This is a genomic window from Caulobacter sp. S45, assembly GCF_009765965.1.
GTDB lineage: Bacteria > Pseudomonadota > Alphaproteobacteria > Caulobacterales > Caulobacteraceae > CAHJWH01.
Genome location: NZ_LMUL01000002.1, coordinates 1 through 18,919 on the forward strand (window position 1 = coordinate 1; position 18,919 = coordinate 18,919).

Genomic DNA, 18,919 nt, shown 5'->3' on the forward strand with positions numbered 1-18,919 from the left:
GGTGCTGCAGGAATTCCAGCGACTGGTTGCGCAAGTCAGCGCCAGTCTGGATGCCCAGCCTGTGCATCTTGGCCGCCGTCACCGGCCCGACGCCGTAGAACTTGGTGACCGGCAGCGCTTCGACGAACGCCGGCCCCATTTCGGGCGGGACCACATACTGGCCATTGGGCTTGCGAAAATCCGAGGCCAGCTTCGCGATGAACTTGCAATAGGAGATGCCGGCCGAAGCCGTCAGGCCGGTCTCCTCCAGAATGCGCGCCCGGATTACTTTGGCAGTCGCCGAGGCTGTCGCGATGCCGCGGAGGTTCTCGGTGACGTCAAGATAGGCCTCATCGAGCGACAGTGGCTCGATCAGCGGCGTGTAGTCGGCGAAGATCTCGTGGATCTGGCGTGAGACCGCCTTGTAGACGTCGAACCGTGGCGGTCTGAAAATGAGGTCCGGGCACTTCTTTACCGCCGTCACCGAGGGCAACGCCGAGCGCACCCCGAACTGACGCGCCTCGTAGCTCGCCGCCGCCACGACCCCGCGCCGCTCGGGGTAGCCGACCGCGACCGGCTTTCCCTTCAGGCTCGGATCGTCGCGCTGTTCCACCGACGCATAGAAGGCGTCCATGTCGACGTGGATGATCTTGCGGACTGGCGCCTCGGTCATGACGACCAGAACTAGCACAAGAACAAAGGCGAAACATCTGGCTCGCGCGATAGCCGATCTGGCGTTGACGATTCGGTAGCCTACAACGGGCCAATGATCGCCACCCACCCCGCCGAGACCGCGCCCAAAGACGGCCGTGTGATCCGCGGCTGGTTCAGGTTCGAAGGCGGCGCCCAGTTGATCGCCGTCAGCTGGGATCGCGAATGATCAGTGTGGGTCGATCTGAACGGCGAGCCGCTGTCCAAAGCCGCTACGCTCAAGAATTGGGGCGACGACTAGCGCGGCCGGGCAATGCTCAGCCTCAAAACCTTCGGCGTCTTGGGTAGTCTGCTCGGCGCAAGGCCCTGCAAGAACGCCTGTCGATCATCTGGTAGCCCGGCAGCCGACCGGACAAGCGCGTCGGCGACCTGCCGGGCCAAGCGCCGCGCCGCGACGCGCGCGGCCCCGCTAATCGCTTCCATCGACCGACCGTGGACATACTCGCTGCGCAAATTGAACAGCTCGCCGTAGGTCGCGGCGGCCGCGGAGTCCTGAAGCAATGCACTCACCCGCGCGCTTAGAACTTTCTCCCTCGAGATGTCGGCGCGCAGGCCCAGGCTGGCCTCAAGCGCGGTCAGGTGGCCGATGAACTCGTCGATACCCTCGCCCAGGAACGCAGAGACGAGAAAATGCACAACCGGGGTCGAGAACAGATCCGACGCCAAAGCATGCTCGACGGCGCGCCAGCGCTCGTCACTGACCACGCCGTCGAGGCTGCCGATCGGCGGCTGGAAGCGGTAGGCCGCCGGGCGCTCGTACTCCACGCCCTCCGCAGTCCCATCATCGTGGAACTGCGTGTCCCAGGTCAGGCTGTCGGCCGACGCCAAGGCGGCTGGCCGGACAAAAAGATCATCTTCCACCGTGTAGACCCAGGGGATCCGGAAGGCCCGCCAGTCGAAGTCGGCATGGTCGACCAGATCCTCCCAAGGGGCGAGCAGCAGCGCGAAAATCGCCTGCTCGACCGCCAGTGGGAACCGGCGCTTATGGGGCTCGATCCGCGCGAAGTCCTGCGTCATGTCGAAGAAGAGCGGAAAAGCGCGGCGGCCAGGCTCGTGTTCGATCGCGACGCGCTCTCGAACAACAAGCCAGCGAAACTCAGTGAAGCGCGGATCGACCGCCGCCGCGCCGGGGCCGATCGGCGCCAGCACCTCCTGCAGCGCCTCCATGGACAGGCAGGTGACGCTGTTGGGACCAAAGCGGAGGTCGGGGAGCTCGTCGGCGGTGTCCAGGGGGCAAAGGTGGACCCGCTCGATGTGGGTCGCCTGGAAGGCGTCTTCCAACCGCGTCGCCGCCCTCGCGACGTCCGCGGGCTGCGCGCCAGGCCGACGGCCGACACCCAGTCGGTCGAGGGCGGCGCTGAGAGCGAAGTTAAGACCGTCCTTGGCGCCAACCCCTGGGAAGCGGACCTGGACGTATTCCCTCAACGCCACGAAGTCTGGTTCGGAAAAGGCGGTCGCGCGCTGCGCCGGGTGGCTAGCTAGCACCTCAAGTAGCCTGACGAGGCCCGGCGACGCGCTCATCGCGCTCGCCGGGGCCCGCCACTGTCTCCAATAACCGGCAGCGCATCGGCGGACCGCATGGCGGACGCCCGCGCGGCCTGGACGACGGATGTGTGCGCCAGACAGGGATTGTCACGGATGTTGAGCGGCAGTGGCAGACCCGAGGCCAAAATCTCCCGCTCCAGACGCCAGGGGTCGGCGACCGGCCGCCAGGCTACGCGGCAATGGTCAGCCATCCAGGCGTCGAGGCGCTGCTCGCCGGGATTGGTCAGGGTGTAGCGATCCCCGCTCCCGACGCGGCGCAGGGCGATACCGAGCTCGTCAGCCAGAAGACAGCCCAGCGTTTTGCGCAGTGTCGACCCGGCGGCGTTGCCGGCGAAGTGCGTGCGCAGCCTCTGGCGTAGGGTCGAACGCGACGGCGCCCGGCCGTTCGTCGGCGGCTCCTTGGGCGAAATACCCACGTAGAGCAGCGTCCAGCCGTCGACGATGTAGCAGCCACTGGCATCGATGCCGACGGGGACGGGGGAAAAGAACCAGGCGTAGACCCCCGCAACTGTCGGCGCTGGGCAGGGCCGCGCGACAAGGTCCTCCCGAGACCAGGTCTCGGACAGTGCAACGCGGGGAAAGGGATCGGATGTTTGAGCCACGCCGGTTCACTAGCCGGGCGGACGGGGCAGGTCGAGGCTGGCCAGCCAGCCTGCATAGATCGTGGTCCTGGCCATGTGGCGGTTGAGATCCGGCGATCCGTCCGTCCACCAGACCGGGCCGCGTTCGCCGAGGGCGATCTTGGTGTTGTCGACCTCGGCTCGAGCCTTTGCCTCGGCCTCGCGATCTTCCCGCGTCAACGCATCGCGGACCGCCCGACGCGCCGCCATCAAACGGTGTACGAGCGCCGAGCGATTGTCCTCCTCCAGCGCAGGATTGCTCCGACGCCAAAGGCGCCCGCGAACGACAAAATACCGACCATCCGGCGTCACGGGATGCCCCTCCCCCCTCACCGGTCAAGCTCAATCCACGCCGGGGCGTGGTCACTGGCGCCATCTACGCCGCGAACCGCGCGATCGACGCCGGCACCGACCAGTTGCTTAGCGAGGTTCGGGGATAGCAGCAGGTGATCGAGACGCAGTCCTTTGTCGTTCGGCCAACGGTTCCGGAGATAGGCCCAAAAGGTCCAGAGTGGCCCCTGGGGATGGATGGCGCGTAGGCTATCGGTCCAGCCCTGCCCCAACAGTCTCTGGAAGGCTTCACGCGCCTCCGGGTCGACCAAGGCGTCGCCGGCCCACTTGTTGGGCTGATAGATGTCGGCCTCGGTCGGAACGACATTGTAGTCGCCGGCCAGCACGACCGGCGCGCCCGTCTCCAGCAGGGCCGCGGTATGGAGGAGCAGCCGCTCCATCCAGGCCATCTTGTAGTCAAACTTCGGACCCGGGTTCGGATTGCCATTGGGCAGGTAGATCGAGGCGACGAGGACTCCGTTCACGGCCGCCTCGAGATAGCGCGCCTGGCTGTCGGCGGGATCGCCCGGCAGTCGGGTGCGGGTCACGATCGGATCGGTGTCGCGCGCTAAGATGGCGACCCCGTTCCATGTCTTTTGCCCGACCCAGGCGGCGCCGTAGCCGGCCGCCTCGATCTCAGCGAGCGGGAAGGCCAGCTCTTCGGACTTCAGCTCCTGCAGGCAGACGACGTCGGGCTGCGCCGCCCCCAGCCAGGCCAGCAGGTTGTTGAGCCTGCGATTGACGTTGTTGATGTTGAATGTTGCGAACTTCACGGGGCGCCGGCTCAGCACGCGCAATGAACGCGAGTATTCAGAACCTTCACAAGCTGTCCTCGTTCCCGCCCAGCTTTACGGTTGATTGCGTCGGGAGACTGACGAGATAGTCCGTCTTCGCCGCTCAGAGGTCCACTTCGATGTCAGATGCAAAACCTGAACCCGACCTCGGAGCGGCGGACCCGCAGCCTGGTGCAGACCCAGAGCCTGCACCCGCTGGAGCACCACCCGCCGCGCCCGCCGCCGCGCCGCCTCAGCCGGCTCCGGCCGAGCCACTCCCGCCGTTGCAGCGCCACTGGAACAACTTCATCGGCCTGATCAAAGATTTCGGCGAAATCGCAAAGTTTGTCGCCCTGCTCCTCGCCATCGCGGGCTTCGTTGGATTGTATTTCCCGACGGCGCGCACCTGGTTCGAGATGCACACGGACCCGGGCGCCTGGTACTACATCGGCGCCATCAAGGGTGGGACCTTCGGGAGCGAACCCTTCCAGCACCCCGCCTGGAGCGGCGGCTCCGCCCCCGAGGCCGCATTGGATCAGCTTCCGGGCACCACCATGGTGACGCTTGGGAGCGGCCTTCACATCGGTCGGCAGGGTGCAGGGGGCGCTCAGCCCATTCGCACCAACTACGCCGGCGGCGTGTGCCTTCGGGTGACTGAGCTTAAGCGGACGCACGATGGGCAAAAGCCGGACGCGTATATCTGGGCGAGAGCCGTCAAGATTACCTGCTAGTTCAACCTAGCGGGGGCGACGCAGCGATTCAGCTGCCGCTGCACTGAGATTACGCGACGCCTATGGGAAGCTACTGCGCCATCCAATTTGACGACATGGAGATCGTCACAGCGAAGTCCTACGTGCCGGACGACTTTGCCGCGCTTTTTCAGGAAGGCGACCGTGACCAGGCTCGCCGACTCAGCGATGAATCCGACGAGGAGGCGTGCGCGAGCTTCCGGTACAAGGCTTCCCGCGAGACGATCCTGCGCCGTCTCGCCCTTCTCGGCGCGACGCGCGAGGCCGCCATCGAATCCTTCGAAACGTGGCTCAAGGATCTCCGGGAGACGTGGGGCAGCTATGCTGAGGACGGGTGGGGCCAGGGTGTCTCCGCCGCCGCCCAAGCGCTTTCGCTAGCCGAATGGAGCCGCCGGGTCCCCGAGGTCCTGGCGACCCGGTATCTGCACGACGCCACAGAGCGTGAACCCGTCGATGAAATCGACCGGCACATGCGCGAGCTGCAGGACGACTGGTTATCGTTCGACGCCTATGGATCGCTGTTTTCGCTGCGGGCCATGCTCGACGCTTGCGTGGATGTGCAGTGGGTCACGCTCGACATGACGGACGTGGTTGAGGCCGGTTACTACGAGACGGAAAGTCCTCTCGAGGCTGAAGCGAGGCGAAGCGTCTTTGCCTCTTACAACCCCCTCACGCCCACCCTCATCCTCGCCGAAGGCAGTACCGATATCATGGTGTTGCGCTCAACTTTGCCTGTGCTGCATCCTGAACTGGTCGACTATTTCTCGTTCTTCAATCACGCCGAACTCTCCGTCGACGGGGGCGCGGCCTATCTGGTCAAATTCCTGAAAGCGTTCGCCGCAGCGAACATCACCAACCGGATGATCGCGATCTTCGACAACGACGCGGCCGGCATTCAGGCCTTCCGGCAAGCCTCCGCATTAGCCTTGCCACCCAACATCATTGTGACGCGCTTGCCTGACTGCTCGACCGCGAAGCGTTACCCCACGGTAGGGCCGCAGGGCCGCCACGAAATGGACGTCAACGGCCTCGCTGCGGGAATCGAGCTTTACCTCGGCCTCGAGGCCCTGGCCGTCGATGGTGCTCTCCGGCCAGTCCGATGGACCGGATATGTCGCCGGTGCCGACACCTACCAGGGCGAGGTCGAAGGGAAGGCCGAGGTCATGAAAGCCTTCGTCGCCGCCTTGGCCAAGGCTGTTGATCGGGACGACGCGCGGACCAAGTTCGCCGACCTGGTCGGTGTTTGGGACCACCTCATCGATTTGGTTGAAAGCGCGGCTGAAGCGTCCTCGCTGCGGGCCTGGACACGGCTGCAGCGTGAGTTTTGACCGGCGGCAACGGCGAGCAGGCCGCGTTCGCCCTGTAGCGGGCCTGCGCCCGTCCGATCGGAGCCGTTAGTGGCGGTGATGGTCGCCGCGGTCGCCCTGGCCAGGCCCAGCGTCGTGCTTGGCCTTGTGACGAGCGTCGTCGGAGAGTGATTTTCCTTCGTCGACCTCGCTCTTGAACTGGCCTTGGTCGTCACGGCGCACGTAGCGTTTGTCGCCGGGGTTGGGCTCGATCTCTTCGCGCTTGGACATGACAGATGCTCCTTTGGTCTGGAGAATCCGGGCGTGGCCTAGGAGTTCCCAGCCAATGGGTCAGCGGGCGCAAACTTGAAATCCACCGATTGCCAGCCCGCAACGTCATAGGCTGGCGTGTAGATCTCGCCGACCTTCCACATCGGCGCCTCGACGAAGGTGTAGTTGGCGATGAGCAATGCGCCGTCACCCAACGCGCGCTCGAGGCCGAACTGCGCCACCGCCATCACCACGCTGGCCAGCACAGCTTCAATTGCACTGCGCAGCGTGGCCCGAGCGAACCGGCCATCGCGGTCATGTTTGGTGTCGTTGTAGGCCTGATACCACGGCAAATCCTGGCTAGGCTTGTCGCTGGCGCCCCAGGTCCGAAACGGGGCGATGGGCTCGAGCCACGGGAACGCGGCAATGGAGATCGCGTAGTCAGTCAGCCGCATGGGTCGGCAGAGCTTGACGTAGTCGGCCGTGTTTGGCCGGTCGGGCTTCAGGCCGTTGGCCTGTAAAATCCCGCGCCAGTGCGCTTCGACTTCGGTGCAGGCGAGTATCAGCAGGTTGCGAATATCATGACCGTAGACGTCCAGGTTCGCACCCTCGGGATGCACCGTCTGGCAAAGCTCCTCTAGCGTTCGGGTGAGGACCGACAATTGACCCCGGATTTTGGCGATCGCGATCCGGTCCTCGTCCTCGCCAGGACAGAAGCCGACCTCGCCAAGCATGTCGGGCGCGCTAGGGCGCGCCATCCTCGGGTGATACTGGCCCGGAGCGAGGTCCAACTTTTGGAATGTCGCGTTCGGCCCCTCCCGGAACCAGGCGCATTTCTCACCGATGAAGTCCCACAGGTCGACCCCGTCCGGCGCTGTGAAGTGATACATGCCGCCGCGCCCGGGCGTAGTGTCGATCCGGACACAGTCTCGGTCCGTGAACTCCCAAGTTCCGATCCGACCATTCAGGTGATCGAGCTGGACGTAGTGTTCCACCATGGTCGCCTTTGACTTTCTCCCGCCGTAATCTTTCAATGAACCCAAGCGATCATGGAGGCGAGCGCGCGTGTGTAATCTCTACGCCATGATGCGCGCCCGAGCCGAGGCGGCCACCGCAGCCGGCGCTATGCGCGACAAGAACAACAATCAACCGCCAAGCCCAGGCGTCTACCCGGACTACCCAGCCCCCGTCGTCCTTGTCGGAGAAGACGGTCAGAGGGAGATGCGCGACCTGCGCTGGGGAATGCCCAGCTCGAAGAAGGCGCTGATGGATGCAGCAACCAAGCGCGCCGACGGCCTTCGCAAGAAGGGCACCGAGTTCGAGTTCGCCGAGCTGCTGAAGATGGAGCCCGACAAAGGCACCACCAACGTCCGTAACACCACCAGCCCCACGACCGGCCGGACGAATGCCCATTGGGCGCCCTGGCTCGGCGCCGCCAACCGCTGCCTGGTGCCCTTCACCAGCTTCAGCGAGCCGGACCAGGACTTCGAGCAGACCCGCAAACCGATCTGGTTCGCTTTGGCCGAAGATCAGCCGCTCGCCTTCTTCGCCGGAATCTGGACACCCCATGCCTGCGTCCGGATGAAGAGCAAGGGCTGGGAGGAGATCGAGGCCTACGGCTTCTTGACCACGGACGCGGCCGAACCGGTCAAGACCTATCACCGCAAGGCCATGCCGGTGATCCTCACCACAGCCAAGGACCGCGACCTGTGGCTGAGCGGCGCGCCCTGGGACGAGGTCAAGCACCTGCAGCGGCCGATGGAGGACGGCGCCCTGGTGATCGTGCCGGCGCCGCCAAAGAGGGAGCCGGAGGGCCTGCTCCTTTAGCCAGACCTCAGAAGGGCAGCTCGGCGGCGAGAAGCGCCTCCGGCTCGGGCTTGATGGCGCTCGGCTTCACCGCCCACGGAAACAGCACCATGTCGTGCGAACCGCAGCCCGCCGGCTCGCCGCAGACGAGCTTCGGCAGCAGGTCGATCAGTTTCAGGTGGCGATAGGCGCCGAAGCGCTCGGCGATGGCCTCGGGCTTCATCTCGATGGTCCGCGGGCAGTCGCGGCAGCAAATCCCCAGCGACCAGCCGTTATCGAGCAAGGTCCCGATCGTGTCGGCGCCGATCATCCAAGGCCTGAAGCTGCGGATTTCCTTTTCCGGTCGCCGCTTCAGCTGCGTCGGTCGGCCGGCCGGAATGGTCTCCGTCTCGCGGATATCCGTATTCTGCACAGCCAAGCCCATGCGATGCTCTTTAATCTCCTCGGCCGAGGCCGGAACAAACGATGAACCCGAATATAGTCCACGCCGTCCCAGAGTCCACCGCCACGCATGACCACCACCACGCTGTTTGACGAGGATTTGCAGCGGCGGGCCCGGCGCCTTCTCAATGGCGATCATCGGGTCGGCGACCTGGACCGGTTGTACCTCGGCATACGCGCCCGGGCCCGCGGCTTTGACGCTGTGCGGGAAATCGGCGACTTCGTCGCCCACCGCGACACGCGCGACAAAGGCCTGATCACTCAGGTCGGCCGGGACGTGTTCACCAGCGTCGACGTCTGGAGCATGGCGATGCGCGGCCTGAAGGCCACTTTGGCTGATCTCGGCCGCGCCGCCGACGCCAATCTGCGCCTGGCCACCGAAGACCAGGTCAAGGCGGGGTGCGGGTGCGGGCGCGCCCGGGCGCGCAAGCGCGTCGAGAGCGCGCTGGAAAAGATCGGTCGCGGCCACTCCATGTCCGAGGCTGAGGCCCGAGCGCTGGACTATCTCGGTAATCGCTTCGTCTGGCGGCCGGCCTTTTCGGCCGATCAATTGATCGATGAACTCGGCAGGCTGCTTATCCGGGTCGGCCTGATTGAGCCTTTAGAGCAGGCGAGACTGGCGCAGGCGCGCACCTTTGTCGCTCTTCATGCGCTCTCGGTGATGCACGGATCCTCGATCACGATGCCGTCTGGGCACAAAGCACGGCTCTTTGCCGGCTTCAGCAACCGGGACCGGTGGCTCGAGGTGAAGATCGAAATCGTGTTCGCTGAACTCGGCAAACCGCTGATGACGCCGATCTGCCTGTTTCTGACCGACCTGTTGCCCGAAGACCATTGCGCAACAAGTCTTGTGACGTCCGAGCCGGTGCTCATCGACTTCTGGAAAGACCCGGTCGAAGTGGGTCCGGACGGCCGATTGGCGCTGCTCGCCTAGTTCAGCCCCGTGGACAAGCTGACATCGCGCTTGACTCCATGACGTCTCGGGCGGAACAAATAAGGAACATGAACCCTGACCCGCCGCTCCGGAGCCTATGCTCGCAGACCCCGCCCATCGCGCCTTTGATGCGCTCCGCACCGAGATCGCCAAGATTGAGGCGGGTGGGCGCGTGGGCAAGGGGGTGCTCCCCTTCGGGGTTGCGGACCTCGATGCCCGCCTCCCCGGCGGGGGGCTGCCGCTCGGCGCCCTACACGAGGTCGCCGGCGGCGGGTCCGGCGCGGTGGATGGCGCAGCCTCGGCGCTGTTCGCCGCCGGCCTCGCCGCGCGGACAGTCGGCCAAGTGCTCTGGTGCGTCACCCGCGCGGATCTGTTCGCCCCGGCCCTCTTTCAGGCGGGCCTGGCGCCGGAAAGGGTGATTTTCCTGGAGGCCGGCGACGAGAAGACCGTCCTGGCCTGCTGCGAGGAAGGCCTGCGGCACGGCGGCCTCGGCGCCGTGGTGGGTGAGGTTTCGCGCCTCTCCCAGACCGCCTCGCGGCGCCTGCAGCTGGCGGCCGAGACCGGGTCCACCCTGGGGATTGTCGTGCGGCGCTGGCGTCGCCAAGCCGACGCGGCCGACTTCGGCCAACCGACAGCGGCCAACACCCGCTGGCGGGTCAGCCCCCTGCCCTCTTCGCCCCTGCCGACCACGGGGGTCGGCCGGGCGCGATGGTTCATTGAGCTCATCCGCTGCAAGGCGGGCGAGCGTGCGGAGTTCGAATTGGAAGCTTGTGATGCGGCGGGTCGTCTCGCTCTACCTGCCGACGTGGCCGACGGACCGATGGCGGCGCCGTCTTGGGAAAGACGCGCCGCCGGCTGAGGCCCCCGTCGTCCTGATCGGTCGCTCAGGATCTAAGCGGCTGGTGCTGGCGGCCAATGACGCCGCCAGGGGACTCGGAATCTACCCCGGCGCTGCGGCCGCCCGGGCCCAGGCCGTAGCGGCCGAGCTGATCATCCAGGACGCGGATTTGGAGGGCGATCGCGAAGGCTTGGAAAAACTGGCCCTCTGGGCCCTCAAGACATTTTCCCCGATAGTCGCGCCGGACCCGCCTGATGGCCTGGTGATCGACGCCACCGGCGCCGCCCACCTCAAGGGGGGCGAAGCCGCTTACTTGAAGGACTTGGTCCGCCGCTTGGCCGAGGTCGACGTGGCCGCCCGAGCGGCGATGAGCGGCAGCTGGGGCTCGGCCCACGCCTTGGCCCGCTACGTCGCCAACCCGACCATCATCGCCGATAGCGCCGACAGCGGCCGCGCGATGGCCCATCTACCCACGCGGGCGCTGCGCCTGCCCTACGAGACCATCGATGGCCTCTCCAAGGTCGGCTTCGACATCGTCGGCGAGCTGGAAGCCAGCGCTCGCGCGCCGCTCGTCCATCGCTTCGGACCCGAGGTCATCCGCCGGCTCGACCAAGCCTACGGTCGCTCCGCCGAGCCAATTGAGCCCGTTGAGGCGCCCGAGCTGGTCCAGGTCCGCCGCGCCTTTGCACCCGAGCCGATCGGCGCGCCCGAGACCCTGGCCCGATATACGATCAAGCTGGTCGAGGCCCTCTGCGCTGCCCTGGAAGACCGCGGCCTTGGGGTCCGCATCGCCGACCTGCGCTTCTATCGGGTCGACAACCGCATCGAGGCGGTTCGCGTCGCCACCGCCAAGCCGATCCGCGATCTCAAACGCCTGTCGCGCCTGCTATGCGACAAGATCGAGACCATTGATCCGGGATTTGGGGTAGAACAGATGGTGTTGGCCGCCATCGCGACCGAACCTCTGGTATGGAAGCCCCAAGCCAACGACCTGACCACCACGGCCGCGCCGGATGTCAGCGACTTGATCGACACCCTGGCCAATCGCCTGGGGCGTTCGGGGCGACTCTATCGTCTGGACCCCGGCGACAGCTTCGTGCCCGAGCGCTCGGTGCGGATGGTGACGCCGAGCGCCCCGGCCTCCGAGTTGGCCTGGCCGCTCAACTGGCCCCGGCCCACCCGCCTGCTGGCCAAGCCCGAGCCGGTCACCGCTATGGCGCTGCTGCCTGACCAGCCGCCGACCGCCTTCACCTGGCGCGGCCAGCGGCGGCGGGTGCTCCGCGCCGACGGGCCCGAACGAGTGCATGGCGAGTGGTGGCGCCAGCCCGGCGAGCTCTGGGCCTGCCGCGACTACTTTCAGCTCGAGACCGACAGCGGCGAGCGCTTCTGGGTGTTCCGCCGGGGCGACGGCGAGTGGGCGCCGTCCGGCGACCTCAGCTGGTACATGCACGGGCTGTTCGGATGAGGACCAAACCCCATCGCGCAGAGGTGTTTATTGGTTCAACGCAGAGCGAGGCAGGCCAACCATGCTCTGAGCGACGCCGGACACGAGCGAGATTTCGGGAAAGAAGCCGAGACGGTGCAGCTGGCCGAGCAGACCTTCGAACTGCGCATAGCGCGCTTTCCCGTCCAGGGCCGACACCGCGAGCGCGTCCAACTCATCGGCGATTAAGGCGACGTGCTGGGTGGTGCGAGCCTTGTCCGCCGGCGTGGCCAGAGCTGGCCCATCGCGAACAGTTGTCGCAGCGTGACGCCGGACGTAGTCGGCAATGGCGATCAGCGCCTTGTTTGAGGCCCGCGCCTTGGAGAAGGAGTCGGCGATCCAATAGACCGCATCCTGAATGTCCGGGTTATCGTCGATGCTGGGCGTGCGGTCGCGCCGTCGATAAGTGGTCGGAGAGAACCCGCCGTTCCGTAAACGGTAGAACCCTACCTCGGCGGGTCCGAACGAGGCGGTGTCCTTGGCCAAGTCGACGGTCCAAGGGTTGGCGGGGCCGCCACGCGCCTCGACCTCTATCAGAACCTGCGCCAAGTCTCGGTCGTAAGCTTCCATGCGTTCCATCTGATCCTGATCATTTGCGAGCAGAGACATGGTGTCCGGTTTCCAAGGCAATTGCCGCTGATCAAGGCTGCGCCAGGCCCGCAAGGCCGCTTCGACCGGTCCCGGGACACTCTCCCCCTCCGCCCAACGCCGCAGCGTCCGGTCCGAAATGCCAAGCAGCTGAGACGCCTCGGCCTGAGATAACCGCAAGACGGACAAGTGCTCGACAAACTCGACGCTGGACATCATGTCCGGACCATATCGGACATTCTGTCCTATGACAACTGGCCAGAATGTCCGGTACGCCGAGCTGCAGGTGACCTCCCACTTCAGCTTCCTACGCGGCGCCTCCAGCTGCGAGGAGCTGTTCAGCCAGGCTGCCCTGTGCGGCATTGAGGCGTTGGCGGTCTGCGATCACAACTCGATCGCCGGCATCGTCCGCGCCCATGAGGCCGCCAAGGTCACGGGCGTGCGCCTGATCGTCGGCTGCCGCCTCGATCTTACCGATGGCACGGGAATCCTGATCTACCCCCTGGACCGGGCTGGCTACGGTCGCCTTTGCCGTCTGCTGTCCCTGGGCAAGTCCCGCGGCGGCAAGGGCGCCTGCAAGATCGACTGGCCCGATCTCGCCCACTACGCCGAGGGCTCGGCCGCAGTCCTCATCACCATCGAGGCCGACGCGCTTTGCGCGCTGCGCCTAAAGCGCCTGCGCCAGACCTATGGCGACAACGCCTACTTGGCCCTGTCGCGCCGATACCGGCCAGGTGACGCCTTGCGGCTTCACACCCTCTCCAACCTCGCGCTCGCGGCTGGGGTCGCAACCATTGTCACCAACAACGTCCTCTTCCACGAACCGGCCCGCCAGCCGCTGCAGGACGTGATGGCCTGCACCCGTCTCAAATGCACCGTCGATGAGCTGGGCCTTCGCCGCGAAAGCCAGGACGGCAACGCCCTGAAGCCTCCGGCGGAGATGGCACGCCTGTTCCGAGCCTACCCCGAGGCCCTGGCCCGCACCGTCGCCCTGGCGGACCGCCTGCGCTTCAGCCTGGAGGAGTTGGCTTACCAGTACCCCGACGAGGTCTCCGAACCTGGCGAGACGCCGCAGGAGACCTTGGCCAAGCTGACCTGGGAAGGGGCCGCGCGGCGCTACCCCGAAGGACTGCCGCCCAAGGTGATCCGGCTACTGAAGCACGAACTCGGCCTGATCGAGTCCTTGGATTACGCCCCGTACTTCTTGACCGTGAACTCCATCGTCCGGTTCGCCCGCAGCCGCGACATCCTCTGCCAGGGGCGCGGCTCGGCCGCCAATTCCGCGGTCTGCTACGTGCTCGGCATCACCTCCATCGACCCCGACCGCAATGACCTGCTGTTCGAGCGCTTCATCAGCCAGGAGCGCAAAGAACCGCCCGACATCGACGTCGACTTCGAGCACGAGCGGCGCGAGATTGTCATGCAGTGGGTGTTCGAGACCTACGGCCGCGACCACGCGGCCCTCTGCTCGACGGTGATCCGCTATAGGGCCCGCGGCGCCATCCGCGACGTCGGCAAGGCGCTGGGCCTGCCCGAGGATATGATCAAGGCGCTATCGGGCCAGACGTGGGCCTGGTCAAAGGAAGGCATTGAGGACAAGCACGCGAAGGAATTGAACCTCGACACCGCCGACTGGCGTCTCAACCGCACGCTCGAGCTGGCGCGCGAACTCCACGGCACGCCGCGTCACCTGTCCCAGCATCCAGGCGGCTTCGTCCTGACCCGCGACCGGCTGGACGAGCTGGTCCCGATCGAGCCGGCCCGCATGGTCGACCGTCAGGTCATCGAATGGGACAAGGACGACATCGACGCCCTCAAGTTCATGAAGGTCGACTGCCTGGCGCTGGGCATGATGAGCTGCATGAAGCGCGGCCTGGACCTGCTGCGCGCACACAAGGGCGTCGACCACGACCTGGCCACCATCCCGGCCGAAGACTGGCGCACCTACCGGATGATCCAGAAGGCCGACACCCTCGGTGTCTTCCAGATCGAGAGCCGCGCGCAGATGGCCATGCTTCCGCGCATCAAGCCCCAGACCTTCTACGACCTGGTCATCGAGGTGGCGATCGTGCGCCCGGGTCCTATCCAGGGCGACATGGTGCACCCCTATCTGCGCCGGCGCGAGGGCAAGGAGCCGGTCGACTATCCGACCCCGGAGCTGGAGCGGGTGCTCGGCAAGACCCTAGGCGTGCCGCTCTTCCAGGAACAGGCCATGCGGGTGGCCATAGAATGCGCCGGGTTCACCGCCGGCGAGGCCGACCAGCTGCGCCGCGCCATGGCCACCTTCAAATTCACCGGCGGCGTCTCGCACTTCAAGGACAAGCTCGTGGGCGGCATGATCGCGCGCGGCTACACGCCCGAGTTCGCCGATCGGACGTTCAGTCAACTAGAGGGCTTCGGCTCCTACGGCTTCCCTGAAAGCCACGCCGCCTCCTTTGCCCTGATCGCCTACGCCTCGTCTTGGCTGAAGTGTCACCACCCCGATGTCTTCTGCGCCGCCCTGCTCAACGCCCAGCCCATGGGCTTCTACGAACCGGCCCAGATCGTGCGCGACGCGCGTGAACATGGCGTCCAGGTGCGGCCCGTCTGCGTCAACGCCAGCCGTTGGGACTGCACCTTGGAACCCACCGACCGTGAGGATCGCTTCGCCGTGCGCCTAGGCCTGCGCATGGTGCGTGGCCTGCGCAACGCCGACGGCGCCAAGCTGGTCCTGAGCCGCGACGAAACCCCGTTCCAATCCTTGCCCGAGCTTTGGCGGCGCGCCGGTCTCACACGATCGGCCCTGGACCGCCTGGCCGAGGCTGACGCCTTCCGACCGGCCCTGAAGCTTGCCCGGCGCGAGGCGCTTTGGACGATCAAGGGCCTGCGCGAGGCCCCCCTGCCCTTGTTCGACCTCGCCGCAGACGGCGAAGATCTCGCCCAACTGCCAGAACCCGACATGGCCCTAAAGCCCATGACCGCCGGCCGTGAGGTGGTGGAGGACTACGGGACCACGGGGCTCAGCCTGCGCGCCCACCCGGTCAGCTTCCTGCGCACCGAGCTGAAGGCCCGCGGCATCGTCAGCTGCGGCGAGGCCACGACCGCGCGCGACGGCCGCTTCCTCAAGGCCGCTGGCATCGTCCTGGTGCGCCAACGGCCGGGCTCGGCCAAGGGGGTGATGTTCATCACCGTCGAAGACGAGACCGGCGTCACCAACCTAGTGGTCTGGGAGAAGGTGTTCGAGAAATACCGGCGCACTGTCCTGACCGGATCAATGTTGATGATCGACGGGCGCATTCAGCGAGAGGGCGAGGTGGTCCACTTGATCGCCTATAAACTGGAAGACCTGACGCCGATGCTGTCCAGTCTCGGCCAGCGCGACGCGCCCTTCCCACTCGCCCATAGCCGCGCCGACGAAGGCCACCGAGGCCCAAACGGGCCGGACCCTCGCGGCCCCCGACCGGCGAGGGACATCTACGTCCCCGATCTGCACATCGACACGCTCAAGCAGAAAGCCCGGGATTTCCGATAGGCGGAGGCCCTAGGCATCCACAACTTCATAGCCGTCTGCACCCCATCCCACGACCCGCCTGGCGGCCTTCAGGCGCCGGCCCGAGGGCGTGCGCTCGATGAACAGGATCAGGTTTACCGCCTGGGCGATGGCGCGGTAGGGGATCCGGGCGGTCACCTCGCCGATCAGGTCCTCAAGCCGGGTCAACGCCTCATCCGCGCTGTTGGCGTGGATGGTGGCCAATCCGCCCGGGTGGCCAGTGTTCCAGGCCTTCAGGAGATCCAGCGCCGAGCCGTCGCGCACCTCGCCGATGACGATCCGGTCCGGCCGCAAGCGCAGGGTGTCACGCACCAGATCGGTCATGGTCACCACAGGCTCGCTGCGCTTGGTCAGGAGCGCCACCTTGTCGGCCGCCGAGCACTGCAGCTCCGCCGTATCTTCGATGAGCACGACCCGGTCCTCTGCAAACGCCGGTTCGGCCAAAAGCGCATTGGCCAAGGTGGTCTTGCCGCTTCCTGTGCCGCCCGCAATGAGCAGGTTTTCGCGTGCCACCAAGGCCGCGCGGATCTGCTGGGCCTGGCCCGCGTCCATCACCCCGTCGCGCAGATAGTCGTCCAGGGTGAAGACCAGCTCCGGGCGCTTGCGGATGGCGAACGATGGCGCCGTAACCAGGGGCATGAACTCGCCCTGGAAGCGGTCGCCCGTCACTGGCAGGGTCGCGCTGACGCGCGGCCGATCGCGGGTAACCACCTCCCCGCTATGGTCGGCCAGCAGGCGCAGAATGCGTTCGGCGTCGTCGGCGCCAAGGGTCTCGCCCGAATAGCGCCGGCCCTCCCCCACCCGGTCGACCCAGATCTTGCCGTCCGGATTGACCATCACCTCCACAACGCGCGGTTCGGCCAAGGCCGAGGCGATTACCGGGCCCATCGCTTGGCGAAGCGCTTCAGCTTTGCGATCGACCACCTGCGGGTGGGTCTGGGGCATCAGATGCGGCCCATCGTCAGTCCGCCGTCGTCCAGCGGTCGTAGCGCCGCCTGGAAGGCGCCGTCATCCGGCGCCTCGGCGCCAGCGGCGTCCGCCGCCGTGGCGGCGCGCACGACGGCGCCGACGGGGCGCACCCCGATCCAGTCGATTGGCGGGCGAGCGGGGACGTCGAGGGCTTCGGGGGTCTGGCGCACGCTAGCGCGCTTGCCGTGGAAATAGTCTGTCGTCACCGTCTTGAACCAGGGGTCCTCGTAGTAGCGCAGCTTGTCGGCGAGGATCGGCTTGGTGTTGTTGACGAACAGCAGCTGCTGGGTGGCGGGCAGCTCGCGCACATCGTTCTCCGACAAGATCTCGCGCCGCTGCTCGCTCAGGGAACGGCTGTAGTGAGCGCGCCCGAAAATCGTCGACGGCGCGCTGAAGCTTTCACGCATCTCCGTGGCCCGTCCCGCCCGGGTGACGATCCCGCGGATGCTGTTCGGCTCGGAAGTGGCGAAGCAGCAGGTCACGTGCATGTTGTCGAACAGCGAGGTGTTCTGGCCGTAGGCCTTGTAGACGTCGTTGAAGCTTTGGCAGACCAGGTGCGCGGTCAGGCCGTAGCCAGCCATTTCGCCCAGCCCATTTTCGATGAACGGCAAGGCGCCCAGCTTGGGAAACTCGTCCAGCAGCAGCAGCAGATGGTGCTTCTTCGCGCGGCCGCGGCTGTCCAGGTGCGCGTCCTCCATCAGGCTGTTGAACGTGGCGCGCAGCATCACCCGGACCAGGAAGGCCAGCCGGTCGGCGTGGGCCTGGGGGGTGATCAAGTAAAAGCTGACCGGCGCCTCGGCGCAGACAAGGTCGCCCAGGCAGAAGTCCGACCAGCTGGTGGCCCGCGCCACCAAGGGGTCGGCGAACAGCTCCAGCGCCGTCTGGGCGGTCGACAGCACGTTGGAGCTGACCCGGTCGTCCATGCCTCGGAAAGCTGTGGCGCCCATCCATACTTCCGGATGCACCTCGGGGATCGGCTCGCCGCGCGCATCGTGCTCCAGCACGCCCGGCGCCGACAGGTCCGGCTTGTAGCGATGCTGGGTGCTCAGCATGGCGTCCAGCGTCGGCTCGATGTTCATCAAGAGCTGGCGGACGTGGGTCAGGTTTTTCTTGTCGTCCGGCGCCGAGTAGAGGACGTGCAGGATGACGGCGACGAAGAAGGCCTTGGCGCTCTTGTCCCAAAAGTCCAAGGCGCCTTGCTTGGCGCCGAGGGGATCGACCAGGATCCCGACCAGGTTTTGGATGTCGGCAATCTCCAACGGCCCCTTCCTGACCTCGAACAGCGGGTTCCAGCGGGCCGTGTCCGGGTCCGTGGGGGCGAAGTAGAAGGTGTGGCTGAAGCGGCGGCGATGGTCCGCTGTGATGTGCCACAGCTCGCCCTTGCGGTCGTAGATCATCGCGCTCTGGGCCCAGGCGCAGGCGGTCGGCACCACGTGGCCGGCGCCTTTCCCCGAGCGCGACGGGGCGACGATGATCCCGTGCTCGACCCCCTGGTAAGTGAGGAGCTTGCCCTCGAACCGGCCGAGCACACGGCCGGCCGGCGCGCCATCAGGCCGGATGAAGCCGGCGCGGCGCACGTCGGCCAGCTGCGCCCAAGCCCCCTGGCCGAAGGCCGAAGGCGTTGGGCGGCTGCGGCGGGAGCGCGCGATCAGAACCAGGCATGGCAGGGCGATCACGGCGAAGCCCGCCAAGGCGGCGCCGTCGAAGGCATGGGAGTAGGCCTTCTGATAGCGGCCGTACCAGACCAGGAAGCTCCAGGGCGCGTAGATCCGCTGGCGAGCGACGTCGATCAGGCCGCCGCCGAACTCGATCGGATAGTGGAAGCGCGCCGCCACCGTCTGGGTGGCGACGATCCCGGCCACGAGCAGCAAGGCCGCCGCGCCGATGAGCACGCGCGCGGGTTTCGCCGCCATGATCGACCTCCGTCGCCAGCGGACCCGCCTTCGGCTAAGTTCGCAACCCGCAGCCCTGCGGGTGCGCCGGCTCCCTCGGCTTGGCGGCGGCTTCCCGCTAACTTCTTCTTCGTGTAAACATCGTATTGCACTAACCAGACTTACCGCAAAGCGAT

General features: G+C 66.4%; 18 protein-coding genes. 7 read left to right on the forward strand and 11 right to left on the reverse strand.

Translation table 11 applies throughout. The features are described 5' to 3' along the window. The 5 genes from dinB to GSQ87_RS01045 all read right to left on the reverse strand — a co-directional run. Positions 1–652, reverse strand: a 652-nt coding sequence (gene dinB, locus GSQ87_RS01025; protein ID WP_158912717.1) for a DNA polymerase IV, incomplete at its 3' end; no start/stop codon positions are given. A gap of 275 nt (positions 653–927) precedes the next feature. Further along, the gene (locus GSQ87_RS01030; RefSeq protein WP_158912718.1) at positions 928–2,211 is read right to left on the reverse strand and encodes a hypothetical protein; all 1,284 of its coding nucleotides are present in this window, start codon (positions 2,209–2,211) and stop codon (positions 928–930) included. Beyond that, positions 2,208–2,837, reverse strand: coding sequence for a GIY-YIG nuclease family protein (locus tag GSQ87_RS01035; RefSeq protein ID WP_216838898.1), 630 nt, complete (start codon positions 2,835–2,837; stop codon positions 2,208–2,210). The genes GSQ87_RS01030 and GSQ87_RS01035 overlap by 4 nt, the downstream gene beginning before the upstream one ends. A 9-nt stretch (positions 2,838–2,846) precedes the next feature. Beyond that, entirely contained in the window at positions 2,847–3,065 is a 219-nt protein-coding gene (locus tag GSQ87_RS22610) for a hypothetical protein (RefSeq protein ID WP_254062686.1), read from the reverse strand. A gap of 119 nt (positions 3,066–3,184) precedes the next feature. Further along, positions 3,185–3,976 carry an exodeoxyribonuclease III gene (locus GSQ87_RS01045; protein WP_254062691.1) on the reverse strand — a complete coding sequence of 264 codons (792 nt, stop codon included), beginning with the start codon at positions 3,974–3,976 and terminating at the stop codon, positions 3,185–3,187. A gap of 266 nt (positions 3,977–4,242) precedes the next feature. On the opposite strand from GSQ87_RS01045, the gene GSQ87_RS01050 reads away from it, so the two are divergent. Further along, a complete protein-coding gene (locus tag GSQ87_RS01050; protein WP_158912720.1) occupies positions 4,243–4,689 on the forward strand; it encodes a hypothetical protein in 447 nt (148 codons plus the stop codon). Positions 4,690–4,751: 62 nt separating this feature from the next. Beyond that, complete coding sequence (locus tag GSQ87_RS01055; protein WP_158912721.1) at positions 4,752–6,035, forward strand: HEPN/Toprim-associated domain-containing protein; 1,284 nt, start codon at positions 4,752–4,754, stop codon at positions 6,033–6,035. A 66-nt stretch (positions 6,036–6,101) separates the two neighbouring features. On the opposite strand, the gene GSQ87_RS01060 is transcribed toward GSQ87_RS01055, so the two are convergent. Beyond that, entirely contained in the window at positions 6,102–6,284 is a 183-nt protein-coding gene (locus GSQ87_RS01060) for a hypothetical protein (RefSeq protein WP_158912722.1), read from the reverse strand. Positions 6,285–6,322: 38 nt separating this feature from the next. Continuing rightward, positions 6,323–7,258, reverse strand: a complete 936-nt coding sequence (locus GSQ87_RS01065) for a hypothetical protein (RefSeq protein WP_158912723.1) — start codon at positions 7,256–7,258, stop codon at positions 6,323–6,325. Between the two features lie 70 nt (positions 7,259–7,328). Here GSQ87_RS01065 and GSQ87_RS01070 point away from each other — a divergent pair, with 70 nt between their 5' ends. Then, positions 7,329–8,090: an SOS response-associated peptidase family protein gene (locus GSQ87_RS01070; RefSeq protein WP_216838902.1), complete on the forward strand. Its 762-nt coding sequence runs from the start codon at positions 7,329–7,331 to the stop codon at positions 8,088–8,090. Positions 8,091–8,097: 7 nt separating this feature from the next. On the opposite strand, the gene GSQ87_RS01075 is transcribed toward GSQ87_RS01070, so the two are convergent. After that, complete coding sequence (locus GSQ87_RS01075) at positions 8,098–8,493, reverse strand: hypothetical protein (RefSeq protein ID WP_158912724.1); 396 nt, start codon at positions 8,491–8,493, stop codon at positions 8,098–8,100. An 87-nt stretch (positions 8,494–8,580) separates the two neighbouring features. Here GSQ87_RS01075 and GSQ87_RS01080 point away from each other — a divergent pair, with 87 nt between their 5' ends. The 3 genes from GSQ87_RS01080 (at position 8,581) to GSQ87_RS01090 (ending at position 11,747) form a co-directional block, all read left to right on the forward strand. Next, complete coding sequence (locus tag GSQ87_RS01080; protein ID WP_158912725.1) at positions 8,581–9,444, forward strand: hypothetical protein; 864 nt, start codon at positions 8,581–8,583, stop codon at positions 9,442–9,444. A 97-nt stretch (positions 9,445–9,541) separates the two neighbouring features. Then, a complete protein-coding gene (locus GSQ87_RS01085) occupies positions 9,542–10,303 on the forward strand; it encodes an ImuA family protein (protein WP_158912726.1) in 762 nt (253 codons plus the stop codon). Beyond that, entirely contained in the window at positions 10,218–11,747 is a 1,530-nt protein-coding gene (locus GSQ87_RS01090; RefSeq protein ID WP_158912727.1) for a DNA polymerase Y family protein, read from the forward strand. Before GSQ87_RS01085 ends, GSQ87_RS01090 begins: the two co-directional genes overlap by 86 nt. A gap of 27 nt (positions 11,748–11,774) precedes the next feature. Here the strand turns inward: GSQ87_RS01090 and GSQ87_RS01095 are convergent, their stop codons facing one another. Beyond that, positions 11,775–12,572, reverse strand: a complete 798-nt coding sequence (locus GSQ87_RS01095) for a DNA-binding transcriptional regulator (protein WP_158912728.1) — start codon at positions 12,570–12,572, stop codon at positions 11,775–11,777. A 28-nt stretch (positions 12,573–12,600) separates the two neighbouring features. Here GSQ87_RS01095 and GSQ87_RS01100 point away from each other — a divergent pair, with 28 nt between their 5' ends. Then, the gene (locus GSQ87_RS01100) at positions 12,601–15,864 is read left to right on the forward strand and encodes an error-prone DNA polymerase (protein WP_158912729.1); all 3,264 of its coding nucleotides are present in this window, start codon (positions 12,601–12,603) and stop codon (positions 15,862–15,864) included. Positions 15,865–15,873: 9 nt separating this feature from the next. On the opposite strand, the gene trbB is transcribed toward GSQ87_RS01100, so the two are convergent. Together trbB and GSQ87_RS01110 are read right to left on the reverse strand one after the other, a co-directional pair. Next, positions 15,874–16,827 (reverse strand): P-type conjugative transfer ATPase TrbB, encoded by a 954-nt coding sequence (trbB, locus tag GSQ87_RS01105; protein WP_158912730.1) that lies wholly within the window; start codon positions 16,825–16,827, stop codon positions 15,874–15,876. Then, a complete protein-coding gene (locus GSQ87_RS01110) occupies positions 16,827–18,764 on the reverse strand; it encodes a type IV secretory system conjugative DNA transfer family protein (protein ID WP_158912731.1) in 1,938 nt (645 codons plus the stop codon). Before GSQ87_RS01110 ends, trbB begins: the two co-directional genes overlap by 1 nt. Positions 18,765–18,919: the final 155 nt, after the last annotated feature.

Bases quoted from the DNA above. Each gene is read 5' to 3' on its own strand.
- GSQ87_RS01060 (WP_158912722.1), bottom strand. From the start codon at position 6,284: ATGTCCAAGCGCGAAGAGATCGAGCCCAACCCCGGCGACAAACGCTAC.
- GSQ87_RS01110 (WP_158912731.1), bottom strand. From the start codon at position 18,764: ATGGCGGCGAAACCCGCGCGCGTGCTCATCGGCGCGGCGGCCTTGCTG.
- GSQ87_RS22610 (WP_254062686.1), bottom strand. From the start codon at position 3,065: ATGGCGGCGCGTCGGGCGGTCCGCGATGCGTTGACGCGGGAAGATCGC.
- GSQ87_RS01085 (WP_158912726.1), top strand. From the start codon at position 9,542: ATGCTCGCAGACCCCGCCCATCGCGCCTTTGATGCGCTCCGCACCGAG.
- GSQ87_RS01095 (WP_158912728.1), bottom strand. From the start codon at position 12,572: ATGATGTCCAGCGTCGAGTTTGTCGAGCACTTGTCCGTCTTGCGGTTA.
- trbB (WP_158912730.1), bottom strand. From the start codon at position 16,827: ATGCCCCAGACCCACCCGCAGGTGGTCGATCGCAAAGCTGAAGCGCTT.
- GSQ87_RS01090 (WP_158912727.1), top strand. From the start codon at position 10,218: ATGCGGCGGGTCGTCTCGCTCTACCTGCCGACGTGGCCGACGGACCGA.
- GSQ87_RS01055 (WP_158912721.1), top strand. From the start codon at position 4,752: ATGGGAAGCTACTGCGCCATCCAATTTGACGACATGGAGATCGTCACA.
- GSQ87_RS01100 (WP_158912729.1), top strand. From the start codon at position 12,601: ATGACAACTGGCCAGAATGTCCGGTACGCCGAGCTGCAGGTGACCTCC.
- GSQ87_RS01075 (WP_158912724.1), bottom strand. From the start codon at position 8,493: ATGGGCTTGGCTGTGCAGAATACGGATATCCGCGAGACGGAGACCATT.
- GSQ87_RS01030 (WP_158912718.1), bottom strand. From the start codon at position 2,211: ATGAGCGCGTCGCCGGGCCTCGTCAGGCTACTTGAGGTGCTAGCTAGC.
- GSQ87_RS01080 (WP_158912725.1), top strand. From the start codon at position 8,581: ATGACCACCACCACGCTGTTTGACGAGGATTTGCAGCGGCGGGCCCGG.